This is a genomic window from Variovorax sp. 10L421 (assembly GCF_056395365.1).
The window spans coordinates 33,244-49,136 of the sequence record NZ_JBFTJJ010000005.1 but is presented as its reverse complement, the minus strand read 5'-3'; the positions used below and the strand labels follow the sequence as shown (position 1 = coordinate 49,136).

The window sequence follows — 15,893 nt, the reverse complement described above, 5'->3', positions numbered from 1 at the left end:
GGCATGGAAGACCAGTCGCAGGATGCGCGCTACGCACCGCCGCAATCCCATGTGGAGGACGTGCTGCAACCGGGCCGGGCGCAGCCCGGAGAACTTGCATCGCGCGGCAGGCGCTTCCTGGCCGCGATGCTCGATGGCGGCATCTCCATCGCCGCGATATGGCTCCTCGCGAAGTTCACGCCGATCAATCTCTGGGAAGACGACGGCCTCGGCCTCTGGGTGCCCCGGCCCGCCGACGCGGCCGCCGGCATCGTTCTCTACCTCGTGCTGCACGGCTACCTGCTGGTCACACGCGGCCAGACCATCGGCAAGGCGCTGTTCAGGATCCGCATTGCCCGGCCCGACGGAACGCAGGCGCCGATCGGCCGCATCCTCGGCCTGCGCGACAGCCCGATGTTCGTGATGAGCATCTGGCCGCTGCTCGGGCCGATCTACATGCTCGTCGACTGCCTCTTCATCTTCCGTGCATCGCGCCGCTGCCTGCACGACCAGATCGCCGACACCGTCGTGCTGCAGGCCTGAGCTGAGCGCCACGCCAGTGCGCCTCGACACGCTCTACACCGCCGAGACCCCGGAAGGCATCGCACTCTCGCTGCGCCCGGCCGGCCTGGTCGCGCGCGGGCTGGCGTACCTCATCGACTTCGCGATCCGGCTCGGCATCTTCGTCGCGATCTCGATCACCGCCGGCATGCTGGGCAAAATGGGTGTCGGCATCCTGCTGATCAGCTACTTCTGCCTCGAGTGGCTCTACCCGGTGGTCTTCGAGCTCACGCGCGCCGCGGCCACGCCCGGCAAGCGCGCGATGGGGCTGCGCGTGGTGATGGACTCGGGCCTGCCGGTGACGCCCGCCGCCGCGCTGACCCGCAACCTGCTGCGCGCGGCCGACTTCGTGCCGTCCTTCTATGGCGCGGGCATCGTGTCGATGCTGTGGCGGGGCGACAGCAAGCGGCTGGGCGATCTCGCCGCCGGCACGCTGGTGGTGTTCAGCGACCAGGTGAGCCTGCATGGCAGCGTGCCCGCAGCCGAACCGCAGGCGCCCGCGCGGCCGTTGACGGCGCGCGAGCAGGTGGCCATCGTGTCGTGGGCCGGGCGCGCGACGCGCCTGACCCCGGAGCGCTTCGACGAACTCGCACGCGTCGCCGAACCGGTGCTGGGCCCCGACACTTCCGGCGCTTCCGCGTCGCAGCGCCTGCTCGGCGTGGCGCAGTGGGTGCTGGGCCGCCGCGCCGGCGCCGATGCGCGAGGAGCAGCAGAAGGAAGAGGGCCATGACGCCGATCGATTTCGAAGCCGCCTATGCGCCGCTGTGGGCCGAACTCGAAGCCGTCGTCCGCGTCGCGGAGACTCGACGCAAATTCGACGGCGCGCGGCTCGCCACGCTGTACCGCCGCGTGTGCGAGCACCTGGCGCTGGCGCAGGCGCGCGCCTACCCGATCCACCTCACGCAGCGGCTCGAGGGCTTGACGCAGAGCGCGCACCGGTTGATCTACCGGCAGCACGACTACGGCCTGGCACGCTTCGCCCGGCTGGCGCTGGTCGACTTTCCCGAGGCGGTGCGGGCGCACCGCGGCTACCTGCTGGTGTCGGCGCTGATGTTCGTGCTGCCCCTGTTGGCCGCCGGCTGGGCGGCCTATCGCGACCCCGGCTTCATCCTGCACCTGCTCGACGCCAGCGCCGTTCGGCAGTTCGATTCCATGTACGGCGATGGCGCCGAGTCGCTGGGCCGCGCGCGCAATGCAAGCGACGACTGGCAGATGTTCGGCTTCTACGTGATGCACAACATCGGCATCGGCTTTCGCTGCTTCGCGGCCGGCATCTTCGCCGGCGTGGGCAGCGCCGCGGTGGTGGTGTTCAACGGCGTCCAGATCGGAGCGGTCGGCGGCTACCTGATCGCCTCGGGGCATGCCGGGAACTTCTGCTCCTTCGTGGTCACGCACTCGGCCTTCGAGCTCACGGCGATCGTGCTGGCCGGCGCGGCCGGCCTGCGGCTCGGCTATTCGTGGGTCGCGCCCGGAAGACACACGCGGCTCGAGGCCCTGCGGCTGGCCGCGCGCCATGCCGTGGTGATCGTCTACGGCGTCATCGGGCTGCTGCTGATCGCTGCCGCGGTCGAGGCTTTCTGGTCGTCGGCGCGCTGGATCGCGCCGGCCGTGAAGTACGGCGTGGGCGGCGCCTGTTGGGCGCTGGTGCTGGCATACCTGGGCTGGCAGGGCCGGCCGCGCGCTGCTGCTGCTGCTGCTGTCGCAAAGGCCGATGAACATGCAGGTTGACGGTCTCGCCATTGCGCTGCGGCCGCGCCCCATGGCCGAGGCCGCCGACCTGGGCGTCCAGCTGGTGCGCAACCATGCGCGCTCGGTGTGGCGCACCTTCCTGCCGGTGTATGTGGTGACTGTGCTGCTGGCCTTGTGCACGTTCGAGATCGCCGGCTGGCTGCCCAGCCTGCTGATCTTCTGGCTCAAGCCCTGGTTCGACCGCAGCCTGCTGTTCGTTCATTCGCGCGCGGTGTTCGGGCAGGAGACGCGCTGGGCCGACCTGTGGCACAACCGCCGCGCCGTGTGGGGCGGGCAGCTGCTGCGCACGCTGGTGTGGCGGCGCTTCTCGCCCTGGCGCTCGTTCACCCAGGCGATCGAGCAGCTCGAAGGCCAGCGCGGCAGCGCCCGGCGCAAGCGGCGCACGCAGCTGCTGCACGGACGGCGCGGCGCGGCCACGGGAATGCAGCTGGTGTTCGCGAACGTGGAAATGTCGCTCGACATCTGCCTGCTGTCGCTGCTGTTCTGGTTTGCGCCGGAAGGCAGCGTGAGGGACCTGTTCGGCTGGCTCACGCAATCGGACAGCTCGCTGCAGAGCCTGCTGACCGCGGGGGCCTATGCGCTGGTCGTCGGCGTGCTGGAGCCGTTCTACGTGGCGGCGGGTTTCGCGATGTACCTCAACCGCCGGGTGGAGCTCGAGGCCTGGGACATCGAACAGGAGTTCCGCCGTGGGTTCCTGTGACACCCCCAGGCTTCGCGCACTTCGTGTCGCTGCGCCTTCCCCCTTTCAGGGGGCGATGCCAGCGGCCCGGCAAAGCCGGTTCCGCGGTAGCCCTGGAAGAGGGTTGATCGTCGCAATGCTCGTGTTGTGGGGCGCAGGGGCGCTGCCGGCAGCCGTGGCCGCAACTGAGGCATCGCCGACGCGCGAGCAGGTGAAGGCTGCGGTCGACAAGGTGCGCGCCGATCCGAACATGCCCGGCACCAAAACCGAGAAGAAGCTCCGCTTCAAGGAACGGGACGATGAGGAAGACGAAGCCGAGAAGAAGTCCGATAGCCTCGACTGGCTGCGCGATTTCGTGAAGGCGGTGGCCGAAGGGGCGCGCTGGCTCGTGTGGGGGCTGGGCGCGCTGGCGCTGGCCTGGCTGGCGATTCGCCTTCACCGATGGATGCAGGTGCGTGCCGGCGGCGCGCGGCCCGGCAAGGCGCCGCTGCCCAGCCATGTCGGCAGCCTCGACATCCGGCCCGAAAGCCTGCCCGACGACATCGGCAATGCCGCCGCCGCGCTATGGCAGCGCGGCCAGCACAGGCCCGCGCTGTCGCTGCTGTACCGCGGTGCGCTGTCGCGCCTCGTGCATGCGCACGAAGTGCCGGTGCGGGCCGCGAGCACCGAGGGCGAATGCATGCAGCTCTCCGCGACCCGGCTGGCGCCTGACTCGCAGGCTTTCTTCGTGCGGCTGGTCGGGGCCTGGCAACTGGGGGCGTACGGCGGGCGGCTGCCTTCCACCGCACAGGTGCTGGCGGTCTGCAGCGAGTTCGACCTGCGCCTGCCCGCGACCGCGCCGGCCGGCAGTCCGAAAGGCGTGGCCGCATGAGCGCCTGGCTGGTCCGCATCGGCTCGGTGCTCGTGCTGGCACTGATCGGCTTCTGGCTGGTCTGGGCCACCGAATGGGCCGACACCGAGGTGCCGACACCCGCGAGCGGCGAGGCCAGGACGAATTCCTTCTATGCGGCGCAGGCGATGCTGCGCGAACTCGGCATGCAGGTGGTCAAGCGCGACGACCTGGACGCCATGCCCCCCGCACAGGCACGGCTGGTGCTCGCCTCCGGCCACTGGGACATGTTCCCCGAGCGCGAGCGGCGCCTGCGCGAGTGGGTGGAGCAGGGCGGACACCTCGTGATGCCCAGCCATCTGGTCGACAGCGACCTGCTGGAAAGCTGGATTCCGCTGGTCAAGGAAAAGCCGGCAGCGGCGGACGAGAAGAAAGAGCCACCCGTACCGAGGACGAGACTGCCCAGGTCGCCATTCGCCGAACCCGCCAGGGACGCGGATTGCCGTGCGGTGACCGAACCCGAGACCGTGCCCGCGAGCTTCGCCGGCGGCCGCGGCTTCCGGATCTGCACCTGGGCGTCCGCGGCGCGCTACCGGCCCGCCGACAAGCAGCAGCCGCCGCTGTGGGCGGTGGCGGGCAAGCGCGGCACCGAGGCGATCCGCGTTCAGGCCGGACGCGGGACCGTCACCGTGATGCCCCTGGGCCTGTGGCACAACGAGGGCCTGACACGCGCCGACAACGCGCTGCTCACCGCCGCCGCGGTGCAGGCGCGCAGCGGCGCCGAAGTCTGGTTCGTCGCCGAGGAAACGCGCGAACCCTTCCTGCGCTGGCTCTGGCACAAGGGCTGGGCGGCACTGATCGTGGGCATGCTCGCGCTGGCCGCCGCGCTCTGGCGCGCGGCCGTGCGCTTCGGGCCGCTGATGCCCTCGGTTGGCACGCACCGGCGCTCCATGGCCGAGCAGGTGCGCGGCACCGCCGGCTTCCTGCACATGCATGGCGCCGACGCGCTGCATGCGGCGCAACTGCGCGCGCTGCACGAGTCCGCCGGCCGCCAGCTGCGCGGCTACGCGCGCCGCGATGCGTCGGCACGCGCCGCAGCCATCGCCCAGGCCACCGGCCTGGAGCCCGCGATGCTCGTGCGGGCGATGGCCGCGCGAGCGCGCCATGCCGGCGCCATGTCGGTCGACCTGGAGGTGCTGGAAACCGCGCGCCGCCGGCTCGATGCCCACGGGCCGTTCATGCCTTCATCCGATTCTTCCTCCACATCCTGAACCGAGAGACGTCCATGCAAGCCATCCAACCCGAAGAACTCACGCGCGCGGCCCAGTGGCTGCAGACGCTGCGCGCCGAGGTCGGCCAGGCCGTGGTCGGCCAGATCGAGGCGGTCGACCAGACGCTGGTGGCGCTGGTCGCCTCGGGCCACGTGCTGATCGAAGGTGTGCCGGGGCTCGGCAAGACCCTGCTCGCGCGGGCCCTCGCGCAGGCGATGACGCTGCGCTATGCGCGGGTGCAGTTCACCCCCGACCTGATGCCCTCGGACATCACGGGCCACGCGGTGCTCGACCTCGCCACGCGCGGCGAAAGCAGCCTCGGCACGCTGCGCGTGCACCAGGGGCCGGTGTTCACCAACCTCCTGCTGGCCGACGAAATCAACCGCGCGCCCGCCAAGACGCAGAGCGCGCTGCTCGAAGTCATGCAGGAGTACCAGGTCACGCTCGAAGGCACGGCCATGCCGCTGCCGAAGCCCTTCATGGTGATGGCCACGCAGAACCCGATCGACACCGAGGGCACCTACCCGCTGCCCGAGGCGCAGCTCGACCGTTTCCTGCTGAAGATCGACATCGGATTTCCGAGCCACGGCGAAGAGAACGCCATCGTGCAGCTGACCACGCGGCACCGCGCCGGCAACCAGTTTCCGCTCGAGGCCGTGCGCCCCTGCCTCGACGAGGCGCAGGTGCTCGAACTGCAGCGGCTGGCCTGCCTGGTGCAGGCCGACGAGCGCGTGATCGACTACGCGGTGCGCATCGCACGTGCCACGCGCGACTGGCCGGGCCTTTCCTCCGGCGCCGGGCCGCGCGGCGCCATGGCCCTGGTGCGCGCTGCCCGCGCCGCCGCGCTGATGGCCGGGCGCGACTTCATCACCCCCGATGACGTGGCGCGCCAGGCGCTGCCGGCGCTGCGGCACCGCGTGATGATCTCGCCCGACGCGCAGCTCGAAGGCCTGGGCGTCGACACCCTGCTGCGCGCCGCGCGCGACAGCGTGGAAGCCCCGAGGTTATGACACTCCCCCCCAGGCTTCGCGCACTTCGTGTCGCTTCGCCAACCCCCTGCCGGGGGCAACACCTGCGGCCCGGCGAAGCCGGTTCCGCGGTGTTTCCCGAAGGGGCGGTGCTCCGTTGATGCGCCTGCTGCCAATCCCCGCGCGCGCGGCCGTGCTGGCGCTGGCCGGCCTGGCAGCGGTCGCCTCCGCGGCGCTGCTGCTGGGCGCGCCGGTGGGATACGTCGCCGCCGTGGCGGGCGCGCTGCTGGCGGCGGGGCTCGTGCTTGCGGGCGTCGACCTCTGGCACAGCCTGCGCCTTTGGCGCGCCGCGCCGCTGCGCATCGAGCGCAAGCTGCCCGGCGCGTTCTCGCTCGGCGTGCCCACGGTGCTCACGCTCACGCTGGTGAACGAAGGCGCACGGGCCTGGCAGGTGTCGGTGTTCGACGAGCTCGACACGCACTTCGCCTTCGAGGGCCTGCCCCAGACGGTCATCGTGCCGGCGCTCTCGCACATCGCGCTGCGCTACACCGCCACCGCGACGCAGCGCGGCGTTGCGCAGTTCGGCGCCACCCAGCTGCGCTGGCGCACGCGCTTCGGCTGCTTCGACATGCGCCAGACCCTGGGCGAGCCGCGCCGGCTGCGCGTGTACCCCAACTTCGCCGCACTGGCGCGCTACGCCTGGCTGTCGGGCGACCGGCGGCTGGCGCAGATCGGCATCAAGACCTACGCGCAGCGCGGGCTCGGCACCGACTTCCGCCAGCTCGCCGACTACAAGACCGGCGATTCGCTGCGCCACATCGACTGGAAGGCCACGCAGCGCCAGCGCCGCCCGATCGTGCGCGAGTTCCAGGACGATCGCGACCAGTGCGTGCTGTTCCTGCTCGACTGCGGCCGCCGCATGCGTGCCGACGAAGGCGCGCTGGCGCAGCAGGCCGGCAGCCATTTCGACGAGGCGCTCAATGCGCTGATGCTGCTGAGCTACGTGGCGCTGAAGGAGGGCGACGAGGTCGGCGCCATGACCTTCGGCTGCCTTGCCGAGGAGCGGCGCGACTTCGCCCCGCGCAAGGGCACCGCCACCCTCAACGCGCTGATGAACCGGCTGCACGACATCCAGCCCGGCGCCACCCATTCGGACTACCTGCTGGCCGCGCAGGAACTGCTGCGCGTGCAGAGAAGGCGCGCGCTGGTCATCGTGCTGACCAATTTTCGCGACGAAGATTCCGCCGAACTGCGCCCCGCCATCAAGCTGCTGCGCCGCAAGCACCTCGTGCTGGTCGCGAGCCTGCGCGAGCGGGTGCTCGGGCGCATCGCCAATCAGCCGCTGGTGCATGCGCGCGACGCGGTCGACGTGGCCGCGGCGCACCTGTTCGAGCAGTCGCGCCGCGACGCCTTTGCGCGCGTGGTCGGCAACGATCCGCTGTCGGTCGACGTGGAACCGGCCGACCTTGCGGTGGCGTTGGTGAATCGCTATCACGCAGTCAAGAGGGCTGGCCTTTTGTAGGCACCCTTGTTCACAATGTTCGTTCAACAACAGAGGAGAAGCGCATGACAGAGATGGTGAATCCCTATGCCGCGCCGAGGGCGGAAGTGGCCGATGTGTATGACGGCGAAGCCCGAGTGCAGCCCGTGAAGCTGTTGTCCTCCAAGGGGCGGATCGGGCGGCTGCGCTATCTGTCTTACAGCCTCGTGGGCTACTTGCTGTTCGCGATCGTGGTCGGCGTGATCGTTGCGATCTTCGCGAGCTCATTGAGTTCGACCCTCGCGTCGCTGTTGCCGCTGCTGATCGTCATTCCCTATTTCGTGTTCTTCACGCTGCTTTCGATCCAGCGCAGCCACGACATGGGGTGGACCGGTTGGACCGTGCTGCTGTGCCTCATTCCGCTCGTGAGCCTGGTCTGGGTGTTCAACCCCGGTACGAAGGGCGTCAATCGCTTCGGCGCGCCGCCACCGCCGAACGGCGTCGGCGTCATCATCGGCGCCTTGCTTCTTCCCGTCATCGCGGCGATCGGCATCCTCGCGGCCATCGCGCTGCCGGCCTACCAGCAGTACACGGTCAAGGCCAAGGCCGCGCAGGCCGCCAAGCCCTAACGCACCAGCGTCGACTTGCCGAACAGGCTCTCGATGAGTTCGACCGCCACCTCGGCCGTCTGGTTGCGCACGTCGAGCGCGGGGTTCAGCTCCACCACGTCGAGCGAGCCCAGCCGTCCGGTGTCGGCGATCATTTCCATGCACAACTGCATCTCGCGGTAGGTTGGCCCGCCTCGCACGCCGGTGCCCACGCCGGGCGCGTCGGCCGGGTCGAGGCAGTCGAGGTCGAAGCTCACGTGCAGATGCGTGTCGTCGTCCACGTCCTGCAGCGCCTCGGTCATGGTCGTGCGCATGCCGTGCTCGTCGATGTGGCGCATGTCGAACACGCTCAGGCCCAGCGTGCGGATGGCCTCCTTCTCGTCGCTGTCGACGCTGCGGATGCCGATGAAGCGGATGGCGTCGTGGTGCAGCGCCGCGCGCTCGCCGCTCCAGCCCGTGAGCACCGCGGGCCCGTGGCCCAGCAGGCACGACACCGGCATGCCGTGCAGGTTGCCGCTGGGGCTCGTGGTCTCGGTGTTGACGTCGGAGTGCGCGTCGAGCCACAGCACGCGCAGCTTCTTGCCGCGCTTGCGCGCATGCCATGCCACCGCGCTGATGGAGCCGATGGCCAGGCAGTGGTCGCCGCCCATCATCAGCGGCACATGGCTGGCGCCCAGCGCGGTGTCGACGGCCGCGTACACCGAGCGGTTCCAGGCGATCACCTCGTCGAGATGGCGCAGCCCGTTGGCCGGCGGCGCCCACGGCGTGGCGGGGCCCGCGAGGTTGCCGCGGTCGACGACGGCGTAGCCCTGCCGCGCCAGCGCTTCCGGCAGGCCCGCCACGCGCAGGGCGTCGGGGCTCATGCCGGCACCGCGCACGCTGGCGCCGACGTCGGTCGGCGCGCCGATCAGTTCGAGGGTGACGTTGGCGTTGCTCATTTCAACTCCTCAGGTGGTGCCACAGGTACGCATAGCCCAGCGCGTCCATGAAGGCGGACTCCTTGTTGTCCGCGGCTGCGCTGTGGCCGCCTTCCATGTTCTCGTAGAAGCTGCTGGCGTACCCCAGTGCGGACAGCTTTGCGTGCATCTTGCGCGCATGCACCGGGCCCACGCGGTCGTCGCGCGTGGAGGTGGTGAACAGCGCGGGCGGATAGGCCTGGCCCGGCTTCGCGTTCTCGTAGGGCGAGAAGGTCTTGATCCATTCCCATTCCTCGGGCTGGTCGGGGTCGCCGTATTCCGCGATCCACGAGGCGCCCGCCGACAGGTGCGTGTAGCGCTGCATGTCGAGCAGCGCCACCTCGCTCACGATGGCGCCGTAGAGCTGTGGATACAGCGTGAGCATGTTGCCCATCAGCAGGCCGCCGTTGCTGCCGCCCATCGCGCCAAGGTGCGAGGGCGAGGTGATCCCGCGCGCGAACAGGTCTTGCGACACGGCCGCGAAGTCTTCGCAGGTGCGCAGCCGGTTTTCCTGCAGCGCGGCCTGGTGCCAGCGCGGGCCGTACTCGCCGCCACCGCGGATGTTGGCGACGACGTACACGCCGCCTTTGTCGAGCCACGCGCGGCCGATGCTGCCGCTGTAGCTCGGCTGCAATGAAATCTCGAAGCCGCCGTAGGCGTACTGCAGCGTGGGGTTGCGGCCGTCGGCCTTCAGGTCCTTCGGGGCGATCTCGAAGTAGGGCACGCGCGTGCCGTCCTTCGATGTCGCGAAATGCTGGCTCACGCGATGGCGCGAGGCATCGAAGAAGGCGGGGCTGTCCTTCAGCACCTGGGGCTCGCCCTGTCCGATGGTGCCGATGTAGAGCGTGGTCGGCTGCAGGAAACCGCTCACCGTGAGGAAGTAGTCGTCGTTCTCGTCCTCGTCGATGCCGCCCGCGGCGATGGTCGAGAGCTCGGGCGCGCCGCCCAGGCTCTCGCGCCTCCATGGCCCCCTTCCGTCGGCGGGAGGCGTGAGCACCTCGAGGCGGTTCACCACGTCGTGCATCACGTTGACGATCAGGTGATGGCGCGTCCACGAGTGGCTGTCGAGCGCGGTGGTGTCGTCGGGCTCGAACAGCACCGTGAGCTCGCGCCGGCCGGCCATGTAGTCGTCGAACTTCGCAGCCAGCAGCGAGCCCGACCTGTAGGTGGCGCCGCCCACGGTCCAGTCGGTGCGCGGCTCGATCAGCATCCACTCGCGCGTGATCTCGGCCAGCGAGTCGTCGGGCACGTCGATCTTGGCGAGGGTGCCGTCGGCGCCGCGCAGCCAGGTCTCGCTCTCGTAGAAGTCGATCTGGCGCGAGACGAAGTCGCGCTCGAAGCCGGGCGTGTTGTCGCGGTAGGCGCTGATGGACATGTCCTCGTGCAGGCCTTCGTACACCGTGGCCGCGCTCGCGAGTGGCGTGCCGCGCCGCCACTCTTTCACGATGCGCGGATAGCTGGAGCTGGTCATCGAGCCGGGGCCGAAGTCGGTGGCCACGTAGAGCTGGTCGATGCCTTTCCATCCCACGTGGTTCTTGGCCTCGGGCAGCGAGAAGCCGCCTTCGACGAACTGCTTCGATTCGAGGTCGAACTCGCGCACCACGTCGGCATCGGCGCCACCGCGCGACAGCGAGACCAGGCAGCGCTTGTAGTCGGGCTCCAGGCAGTCGGCGCCGTGCCAGACCCAGTTCTCCTTGTCGGCCGCGGCCAGCGCGTCGAGGTCGAGCACGCTCTCCCACGCGGGCTGCGGCTTGCGGTACTCGTCCAGCGTGGTGCGGCGCCACAGGCCCTTGGGGTGCTCCTTGTCGCGCCAGAAGTTGTAGAAGAAGGGGCCGATCTTGCGCACCATCGGAATGCGGTCGTCCGAGTCGAGCACCTCGAGGATGCCCTGCTGGAGCGCCTCGAACGCGGGCGACTGCGCATAGGCCTGCACGGCGAGCGCGTTCTGTTCGCGGGCCCAGGCGAGCTGCTTCTCGCCGTCGATGTCTGCGAGCCAGAGCTGCTCGTCTTGCGGATGCTGCGGGGGGAGGCTGGATGTCATGGCCTCAGTGTACGGAGCCCGTGTGAAAGAGGGCCTTGTGAGCAGTTGCCGCATGCCCGCCAGGCGCCCGACACTTTTTCGCTACTTCGGGCAAACCCCTGTCGCGCCGGTGCCTTCCCCCCGGTGGAAACACTGAAGAACGCGGGGCCCACGAATGCAGTGCCCGCGCTATCCTGCTTAGGGTCTGTCATCAATCAAACGCCCTCGCGCTGGCCCCGCCATGCGGCGTTGCCCTTCACTTGCGTAGCGATGCTACGCGGCGTTCAGGGCGCCTTGCACTGCACCGCGCAGCAGGGGTTCGCGAGGGCGTTTGATTAATGACAGACCCTAGCGGCGCATGCCCCACCAAGGAGAGACAACACATGAAACACCTGAGCGGTCTTGATGCCACCTTCCTGCACATGGAAACGCCGGAAATGCCGATGCACGTGGGCTCCCTGAACGTGCTCGACCTGCCCAAGGGCTACAAGGGCGACTTCTACGAAGACGCCAAGAGCTTCATGGCCAGCCGCATCCACCTGGCCGACGTGTTCACGCGCAAGCTCGCGCTGATGCCCTTCGACATGAGCAACCCGGTGTGGGTCGAGGACGACGACATCGACCTCGACTACCACGTGCGCCACATCACGCTGCCCAAGCCCGGCACCAACCGCCAGCTGCAGCAGTACGTGGCGCGGCTGCATTCCTCGCTCATCGACCGCAGCCGGCCGATGTGGGAGTTCTACATCATCGACGGCCTCAAGAGCGGGCAGGTGGCGCTCTACACCAAGGTGCACCACGCGGGCATCGACGGGCAGGCCGGCGTGGAAGTGGGCAAGGCCATCTTCGACCTCGAGGCCACCGGCCGCGTGGTGAAGCCGCCGCGTTCGCGCCCGCGCGGCAGCGGCTACCAGCTGGGCATGGCGGAGCTTGCGACCGCGGCGCTGCGCAACACCGCGCAGCAGTACGTGAAGCTCTTCAAGATGGCGCCGGCCATCGCGCGTGCCATCGGCGGGCTGGCCAAGCCCGACGAGAAGGCGGCCGAGAAGGACACGGCCGCCGCGCCGAAGAAGTTCAACCTCTTCGCGCCGCGCACCTCGCTCAACGTGTCGATCACCAACCAGCGCACCTTCGCCGGGCGCACCATCTCGCTGGCCGAGACCAAGTACATCGCCAAGCACTTCGGCGTGTCGCTCAACGACGTGGTCATGGCCACCGTGTCCGGCGCCCTGCGCCACTACCTGGCCGACAACAACGAACTGCCGGCCAAGCCGCTGGTGGCCGGCGTGCCGGTCAGCCTGCGCGAGGCCGGCGACCAGACGGCCAACAACCAGGCCAGCATGATCCTCGTGAGCCTGGCCACCGACATCACCGACCCGGTGCAGCGGCTGAAGGCGATCAACGCGTCGTCGACCTCGTCGAAGTCGACCATGAACCGCTTCAAGGCGGTGATCCTCGACGATTTCCCGACCTTCGCCGCGCCCTGGCTGATGTCGGGCATTGCCTCGATGGTGGGGCGCTCTGGCATCGTCAACCTGCTGCCGCCGGCGGCCAACGTGGCCATCTCGAACGTGGCCGGGGCGCCGTTCCCGATGTACTTCGCGGGCGCGCTCGTCACCTGCTATTACCCGGTGTCGATCGCCAGCCACGGCACGGCGCTCAACGTGACGGTGCAGAGCTACAACGGCCGCATGGACTACGGCCTGATCGCCTGCCGCCGCGCGGTACCCGACATCACCGAGATCGGCGACTACATGCTGGCCGAGCACAAGCTGCTGATGGAGCTGACGCAGAAGCACCCGGCGGCCACCGGTGCGGCGCCCGCGCCGGTGCCGGCGAAGATGGCCGAAGACCCGTCGGACGAGGCCGCGCCCACGCCCGCGCCCGTTGCCGCGAAGAAGAAGCCTGCCGCGCGCAAGAAGGCGCCGCCGGTCAAGGCCGTGGCCAGGAAGGCTGCCGTGAAGAAGGCGCCCATCAAGGTCGCGCCCAAGCCACCGGCCCGCAAGGCCGCTCCGGCCAAACGCTCCGGCACCCCCCGGGCCGCTGCGGCATGATCGGCGCACGGGGCCCGGCGGCCTGCTGAAAATTGGGGCAGTTGGACTAGTTTTCCGACCGTTCTAGTTTTTCAGGCCTAGGCCCCGCGGAAGAAGATAGGCCCATCGCGACAGACACACCCGTTTCCTTCGCGAGCCCATCAACTTCAAGGAAATCACTCTCATGTCCACGCAAACCACCATCGCTTCCGCAGCCGTTCATGTCGTCGGCCAGTACAACGACGCCGGCAAGACCCTGGTCGGCGCCTACCGCACCGGCGTGCATCGGCTCCTGGGCGGTGCCGCTTCGCGCTACAGCGAGTTCCTCGGCAGCCGCCAGATTCCGCTGGTGAGCGAGCAGGTCAAGGCCAACCTGATCGGCGCGCAGGAAAAGATCAATGGTTTCCTGGCCAACCGCCTGGATATCGACACCAGCCGCATCGTGTCCGTGATGGACCGCGTTGCAGCCGGCACCACCAGCGGCATCGAAGCCGTTGCTGGCCGCGTGGCCCGCGTCGAGTCGCCGGTCGCCACCTCGGTGATCAATGCCCTGGGCGCGCTGAACCAGCCGATCGCCGCCGTCTCGGTGCAGATCGCCGACAAGATCGCCGCCGGCACGAAGCAGATCGAAGCCCGCGTGAGCGGCGCCGAAGAAGCCAGGCCCGTTCGCACGGTGAAGGCCAAGGCCGCCGCCGCCAAGAAGCCGGTTCGCCGCGCTGCTGCCCGCAAGGCGGCCTGACCCCGGGGCGCGTGAAGCGCCCTTTTCTTTTTTCCGGCATCTGGAGCACTGCATGGCGACCCGTTCTGACGAAACTGCAAAGCTGAAGAAGAGGGCGGCGCCTGCGAAGAAGATGCCGGCTGCCAGGAAGGCGACCGCGGCAACCAAGAAGTCCGCGGAGCCCGGCAAGGCTGAAGTCTTGCTGCGCGCCGGCCTGAAGGCACTGGACAACGTGCGCAACGACGTCGCCAAGCGCCAGGCCAACGTGATCGAGGGCCTGCTCGGCATCGGGCAGGGCAAGGTCCCCGGGCTCGACAGCTTCGGCATCCGCAAGTTCGAGGACGTTTTCGACCAGCGCGTCGCCACCGCCATGCAGCGCCTGGGCATGCCCGGCGCAGAAGAAGTGCAGGCCCTGCGCGACGAGGTCGCGCAACTGCGCGTGCGCGTGGCGCAACTCGAAGGCACCGGCGCCGCCGCCCCCCGTGGCCGCGCCAAACGCTGAGCGACAACCCGACAAGCCGGTTGTGGCCAGTTCCAACACCACACGCGACCGCATCCTGCAGGCCAGCCTCGCGCTGTTCAACGCGCAAGGCCTCGCGGCCGTGTCGACCCACAAGATCGCGGCCGAGCTCGGCATCAGCCCGGGCAACCTGCACTACCACTTCAAGGCCAAGCAGTTGATCGTCGAATGGCTGTTCCGGCGCTTCGAGCAGCGGCTCGAGGCCCTGAACGGTTCGTCGGCATCGATCGCCGCCATCGACGACCTCTGGCTTGCGCTGCACCTGCGCTTCGAGGCCATCGACGAATACCGCTTCATCTACCGCGACATGGCCTTCCTGGCCAGCGAATACCCGGCGCTGGGCCAGCGCGCGCAGGCCCTCACCGCGCAGAACCTGCTGGCTGCGCAAACGCTGTGCGAAGGCCTGGTGGCCTCCGGCGTGATCGAGACCAGTGCCGAGCAGGCCCGCATCCTGGCGCTGCAGATGGTCTTCACCACCACCTGCTGGCTGTCGTTCGAGCGGCTCGTGCCGGGGCGCGACGCGCTGGCGCAGGCCGACCCCGGTTTGGCGGCTTTCTACACGCTCACGCTGGTTTCTCCGTATGTTTCCAGCGAATCGAGGGCTTACCTTGATTACCTGAGGCGCAAATACCTCGGTTAAATGTCGCTGTCGTCCGACGGGGCATTGGTTCCGTCGGCCTCATGTTCGTCTTGAAGCAGATAAAAACCACAAAGGAGCCATCCTTCATCATGACCACTGCCACCTACGCCAAGGAACCTGTCGCGCCGCCGTCGCGCCTGCTGCTGCTGGCCGAAGCCCGAGCGCTCTGGGAAACCGGCGCAGGCATCGCCATGTGGCCGCTGCTGCAGCTCGCGCCGCGCGGCGATGGACACCCGGTGCTCGTGCTGCCGGGCCTGGTGGCGGGTGACGGCTCCACGCTGCTGCTGCGCCGCTACCTGTGCAGCCGCGGCTATGACGCGCACGGCTGGGGCCAGGGCCGCAATTTCGGTCCGCGCGAAGGCGTGGAAGACGCCATGGTCGAGCTGCTGAAGACCCTGCACGACAAGAGCGGCCAGAAGGTCAGCGTGATCGGCTGGAGTTTGGGCGGCGTGTATGCGCGGCTGCTGGCGTCTTCCTATGCGCCCATGATCCGCAACGTCATCACGCTGGGCAGCCCCTTCTCAGGCAGCCCGCGCGCCACCAACGCATGGCGCGTGTACGAAGGCGTGAGCGGCCAGAGTTCGCATGACCCGCGCCGCATGAAGTTCGTGCAGCCCACGCCGCCGGTGCCGACCACCTCGATCTTCAGCCGCACCGACGGTGTCGTTGCCTGGCGCTGCAGCATCGAGAAGACCGGGCCGCAGTCCGAGAACATCGAAGTCGTCGCCAGCCACCTGGGACTGGGCGCGCACCCTGCGGTGCTCTATGCGGTGGCCGACCGGCTGGCGCAGCCCGAGGGCGAGTGGAAGCCCTTCAACCGAGGGCTGCTGGGGCCGCTGGTCTATCCGGATCCCGATCGCGATATCTGAGCCCCAGCGGGCT

The 15,893-nt window shown here is 69.1% G+C and carries 16 protein-coding genes; 14 read left to right on the top strand and 2 right to left on the bottom strand.

Annotated features, from left to right (window positions below; translation table 11 throughout):
• Positions 1-3 precede the first annotated feature (3 nt).
• From AC1DFC_RS10005 to AC1DFC_RS09965, 9 genes are all read left to right on the top strand, one after another.
• Positions 4-522 carry an RDD family protein gene (locus tag AC1DFC_RS10005; protein ID WP_007833288.1) on the top strand — a complete coding sequence of 173 codons (519 nt, stop codon included), beginning with the start codon at positions 4-6 and terminating at the stop codon, positions 520-522.
• A 16-nt stretch (positions 523-538) separates the two neighbouring features.
• On the top strand, positions 539-1,270 hold the full coding sequence (locus AC1DFC_RS10000; protein WP_007833287.1) for an RDD family protein: 732 nt from the start codon (positions 539-541) through the stop codon (positions 1,268-1,270).
• A complete protein-coding gene (locus AC1DFC_RS09995; protein WP_413331619.1) occupies positions 1,267-2,268 on the top strand; it encodes a stage II sporulation protein M in 1,002 nt (333 codons plus the stop codon). Before AC1DFC_RS10000 ends, AC1DFC_RS09995 begins: the two co-directional genes overlap by 4 nt.
• A complete protein-coding gene (locus AC1DFC_RS09990) occupies positions 2,252-2,989 on the top strand; it encodes a hypothetical protein (RefSeq protein ID WP_237726093.1) in 738 nt (245 codons plus the stop codon). The genes AC1DFC_RS09995 and AC1DFC_RS09990 overlap by 17 nt, the downstream gene beginning before the upstream one ends.
• Positions 2,990-3,092: 103 nt before the next feature.
• A complete protein-coding gene (locus AC1DFC_RS09985) occupies positions 3,093-3,839 on the top strand; it encodes a DUF4129 domain-containing protein (protein ID WP_478179150.1) in 747 nt (248 codons plus the stop codon).
• A complete protein-coding gene (locus AC1DFC_RS09980) occupies positions 3,836-5,068 on the top strand; it encodes a DUF4350 domain-containing protein (RefSeq protein ID WP_478179149.1) in 1,233 nt (410 codons plus the stop codon). The genes AC1DFC_RS09985 and AC1DFC_RS09980 overlap by 4 nt, the downstream gene beginning before the upstream one ends.
• A gap of 14 nt (positions 5,069-5,082) precedes the next feature.
• On the top strand, positions 5,083-6,078 hold the full coding sequence (locus tag AC1DFC_RS09975) for an AAA family ATPase (RefSeq protein ID WP_007833282.1): 996 nt from the start codon (positions 5,083-5,085) through the stop codon (positions 6,076-6,078).
• 118 nt (positions 6,079-6,196) lie between these two features.
• The gene (locus tag AC1DFC_RS09970; protein WP_413331614.1) at positions 6,197-7,558 is read left to right on the top strand and encodes a DUF58 domain-containing protein; all 1,362 of its coding nucleotides are present in this window, start codon (positions 6,197-6,199) and stop codon (positions 7,556-7,558) included.
• A gap of 44 nt (positions 7,559-7,602) precedes the next feature.
• A complete protein-coding gene (locus AC1DFC_RS09965; protein ID WP_007836003.1) occupies positions 7,603-8,145 on the top strand; it encodes a DUF805 domain-containing protein in 543 nt (180 codons plus the stop codon).
• Here the strand turns inward: AC1DFC_RS09965 and rocF are convergent.
• Together rocF and AC1DFC_RS09955 are read right to left on the bottom strand one after the other, a co-directional pair.
• Complete coding sequence (gene rocF / locus AC1DFC_RS09960) at positions 8,142-9,062, bottom strand: arginase (protein ID WP_478179148.1); 921 nt, start codon at positions 9,060-9,062, stop codon at positions 8,142-8,144. The two genes, AC1DFC_RS09965 and rocF, sit on opposite strands and share 4 nt — an antisense overlap.
• Position 9,063: 1 nt before the next feature.
• Entirely contained in the window at positions 9,064-11,121 is a 2,058-nt protein-coding gene (locus AC1DFC_RS09955) for a prolyl oligopeptidase family serine peptidase (RefSeq protein WP_478179147.1), read from the bottom strand.
• Positions 11,122-11,483: 362 nt separating this feature from the next.
• Here AC1DFC_RS09955 and AC1DFC_RS09950 point away from each other — a divergent pair, with 362 nt between their 5' ends.
• From AC1DFC_RS09950 to AC1DFC_RS09930, 5 genes are all read left to right on the top strand, one after another.
• Positions 11,484-13,154, top strand: coding sequence for a WS/DGAT/MGAT family O-acyltransferase (locus AC1DFC_RS09950; RefSeq protein WP_007835998.1), 1,671 nt, complete (start codon positions 11,484-11,486; stop codon positions 13,152-13,154).
• Between the two features lie 163 nt (positions 13,155-13,317).
• Entirely contained in the window at positions 13,318-13,872 is a 555-nt protein-coding gene (locus AC1DFC_RS09945) for a hypothetical protein (protein WP_007835996.1), read from the top strand.
• Between the two features lie 52 nt (positions 13,873-13,924).
• Positions 13,925-14,353 (top strand): phasin family protein, encoded by a 429-nt coding sequence (locus tag AC1DFC_RS09940; protein ID WP_478179146.1) that lies wholly within the window; start codon positions 13,925-13,927, stop codon positions 14,351-14,353.
• Positions 14,354-14,375: 22 nt separating this feature from the next.
• Positions 14,376-15,011: a TetR/AcrR family transcriptional regulator gene (locus tag AC1DFC_RS09935; protein WP_007835992.1), complete on the top strand. Its 636-nt coding sequence runs from the start codon at positions 14,376-14,378 to the stop codon at positions 15,009-15,011.
• Between the two features lie 89 nt (positions 15,012-15,100).
• Positions 15,101-15,880, top strand: coding sequence for an esterase/lipase family protein (locus tag AC1DFC_RS09930; RefSeq protein WP_478179145.1), 780 nt, complete (start codon positions 15,101-15,103; stop codon positions 15,878-15,880).
• Positions 15,881-15,893: the final 13 nt, after the last annotated feature.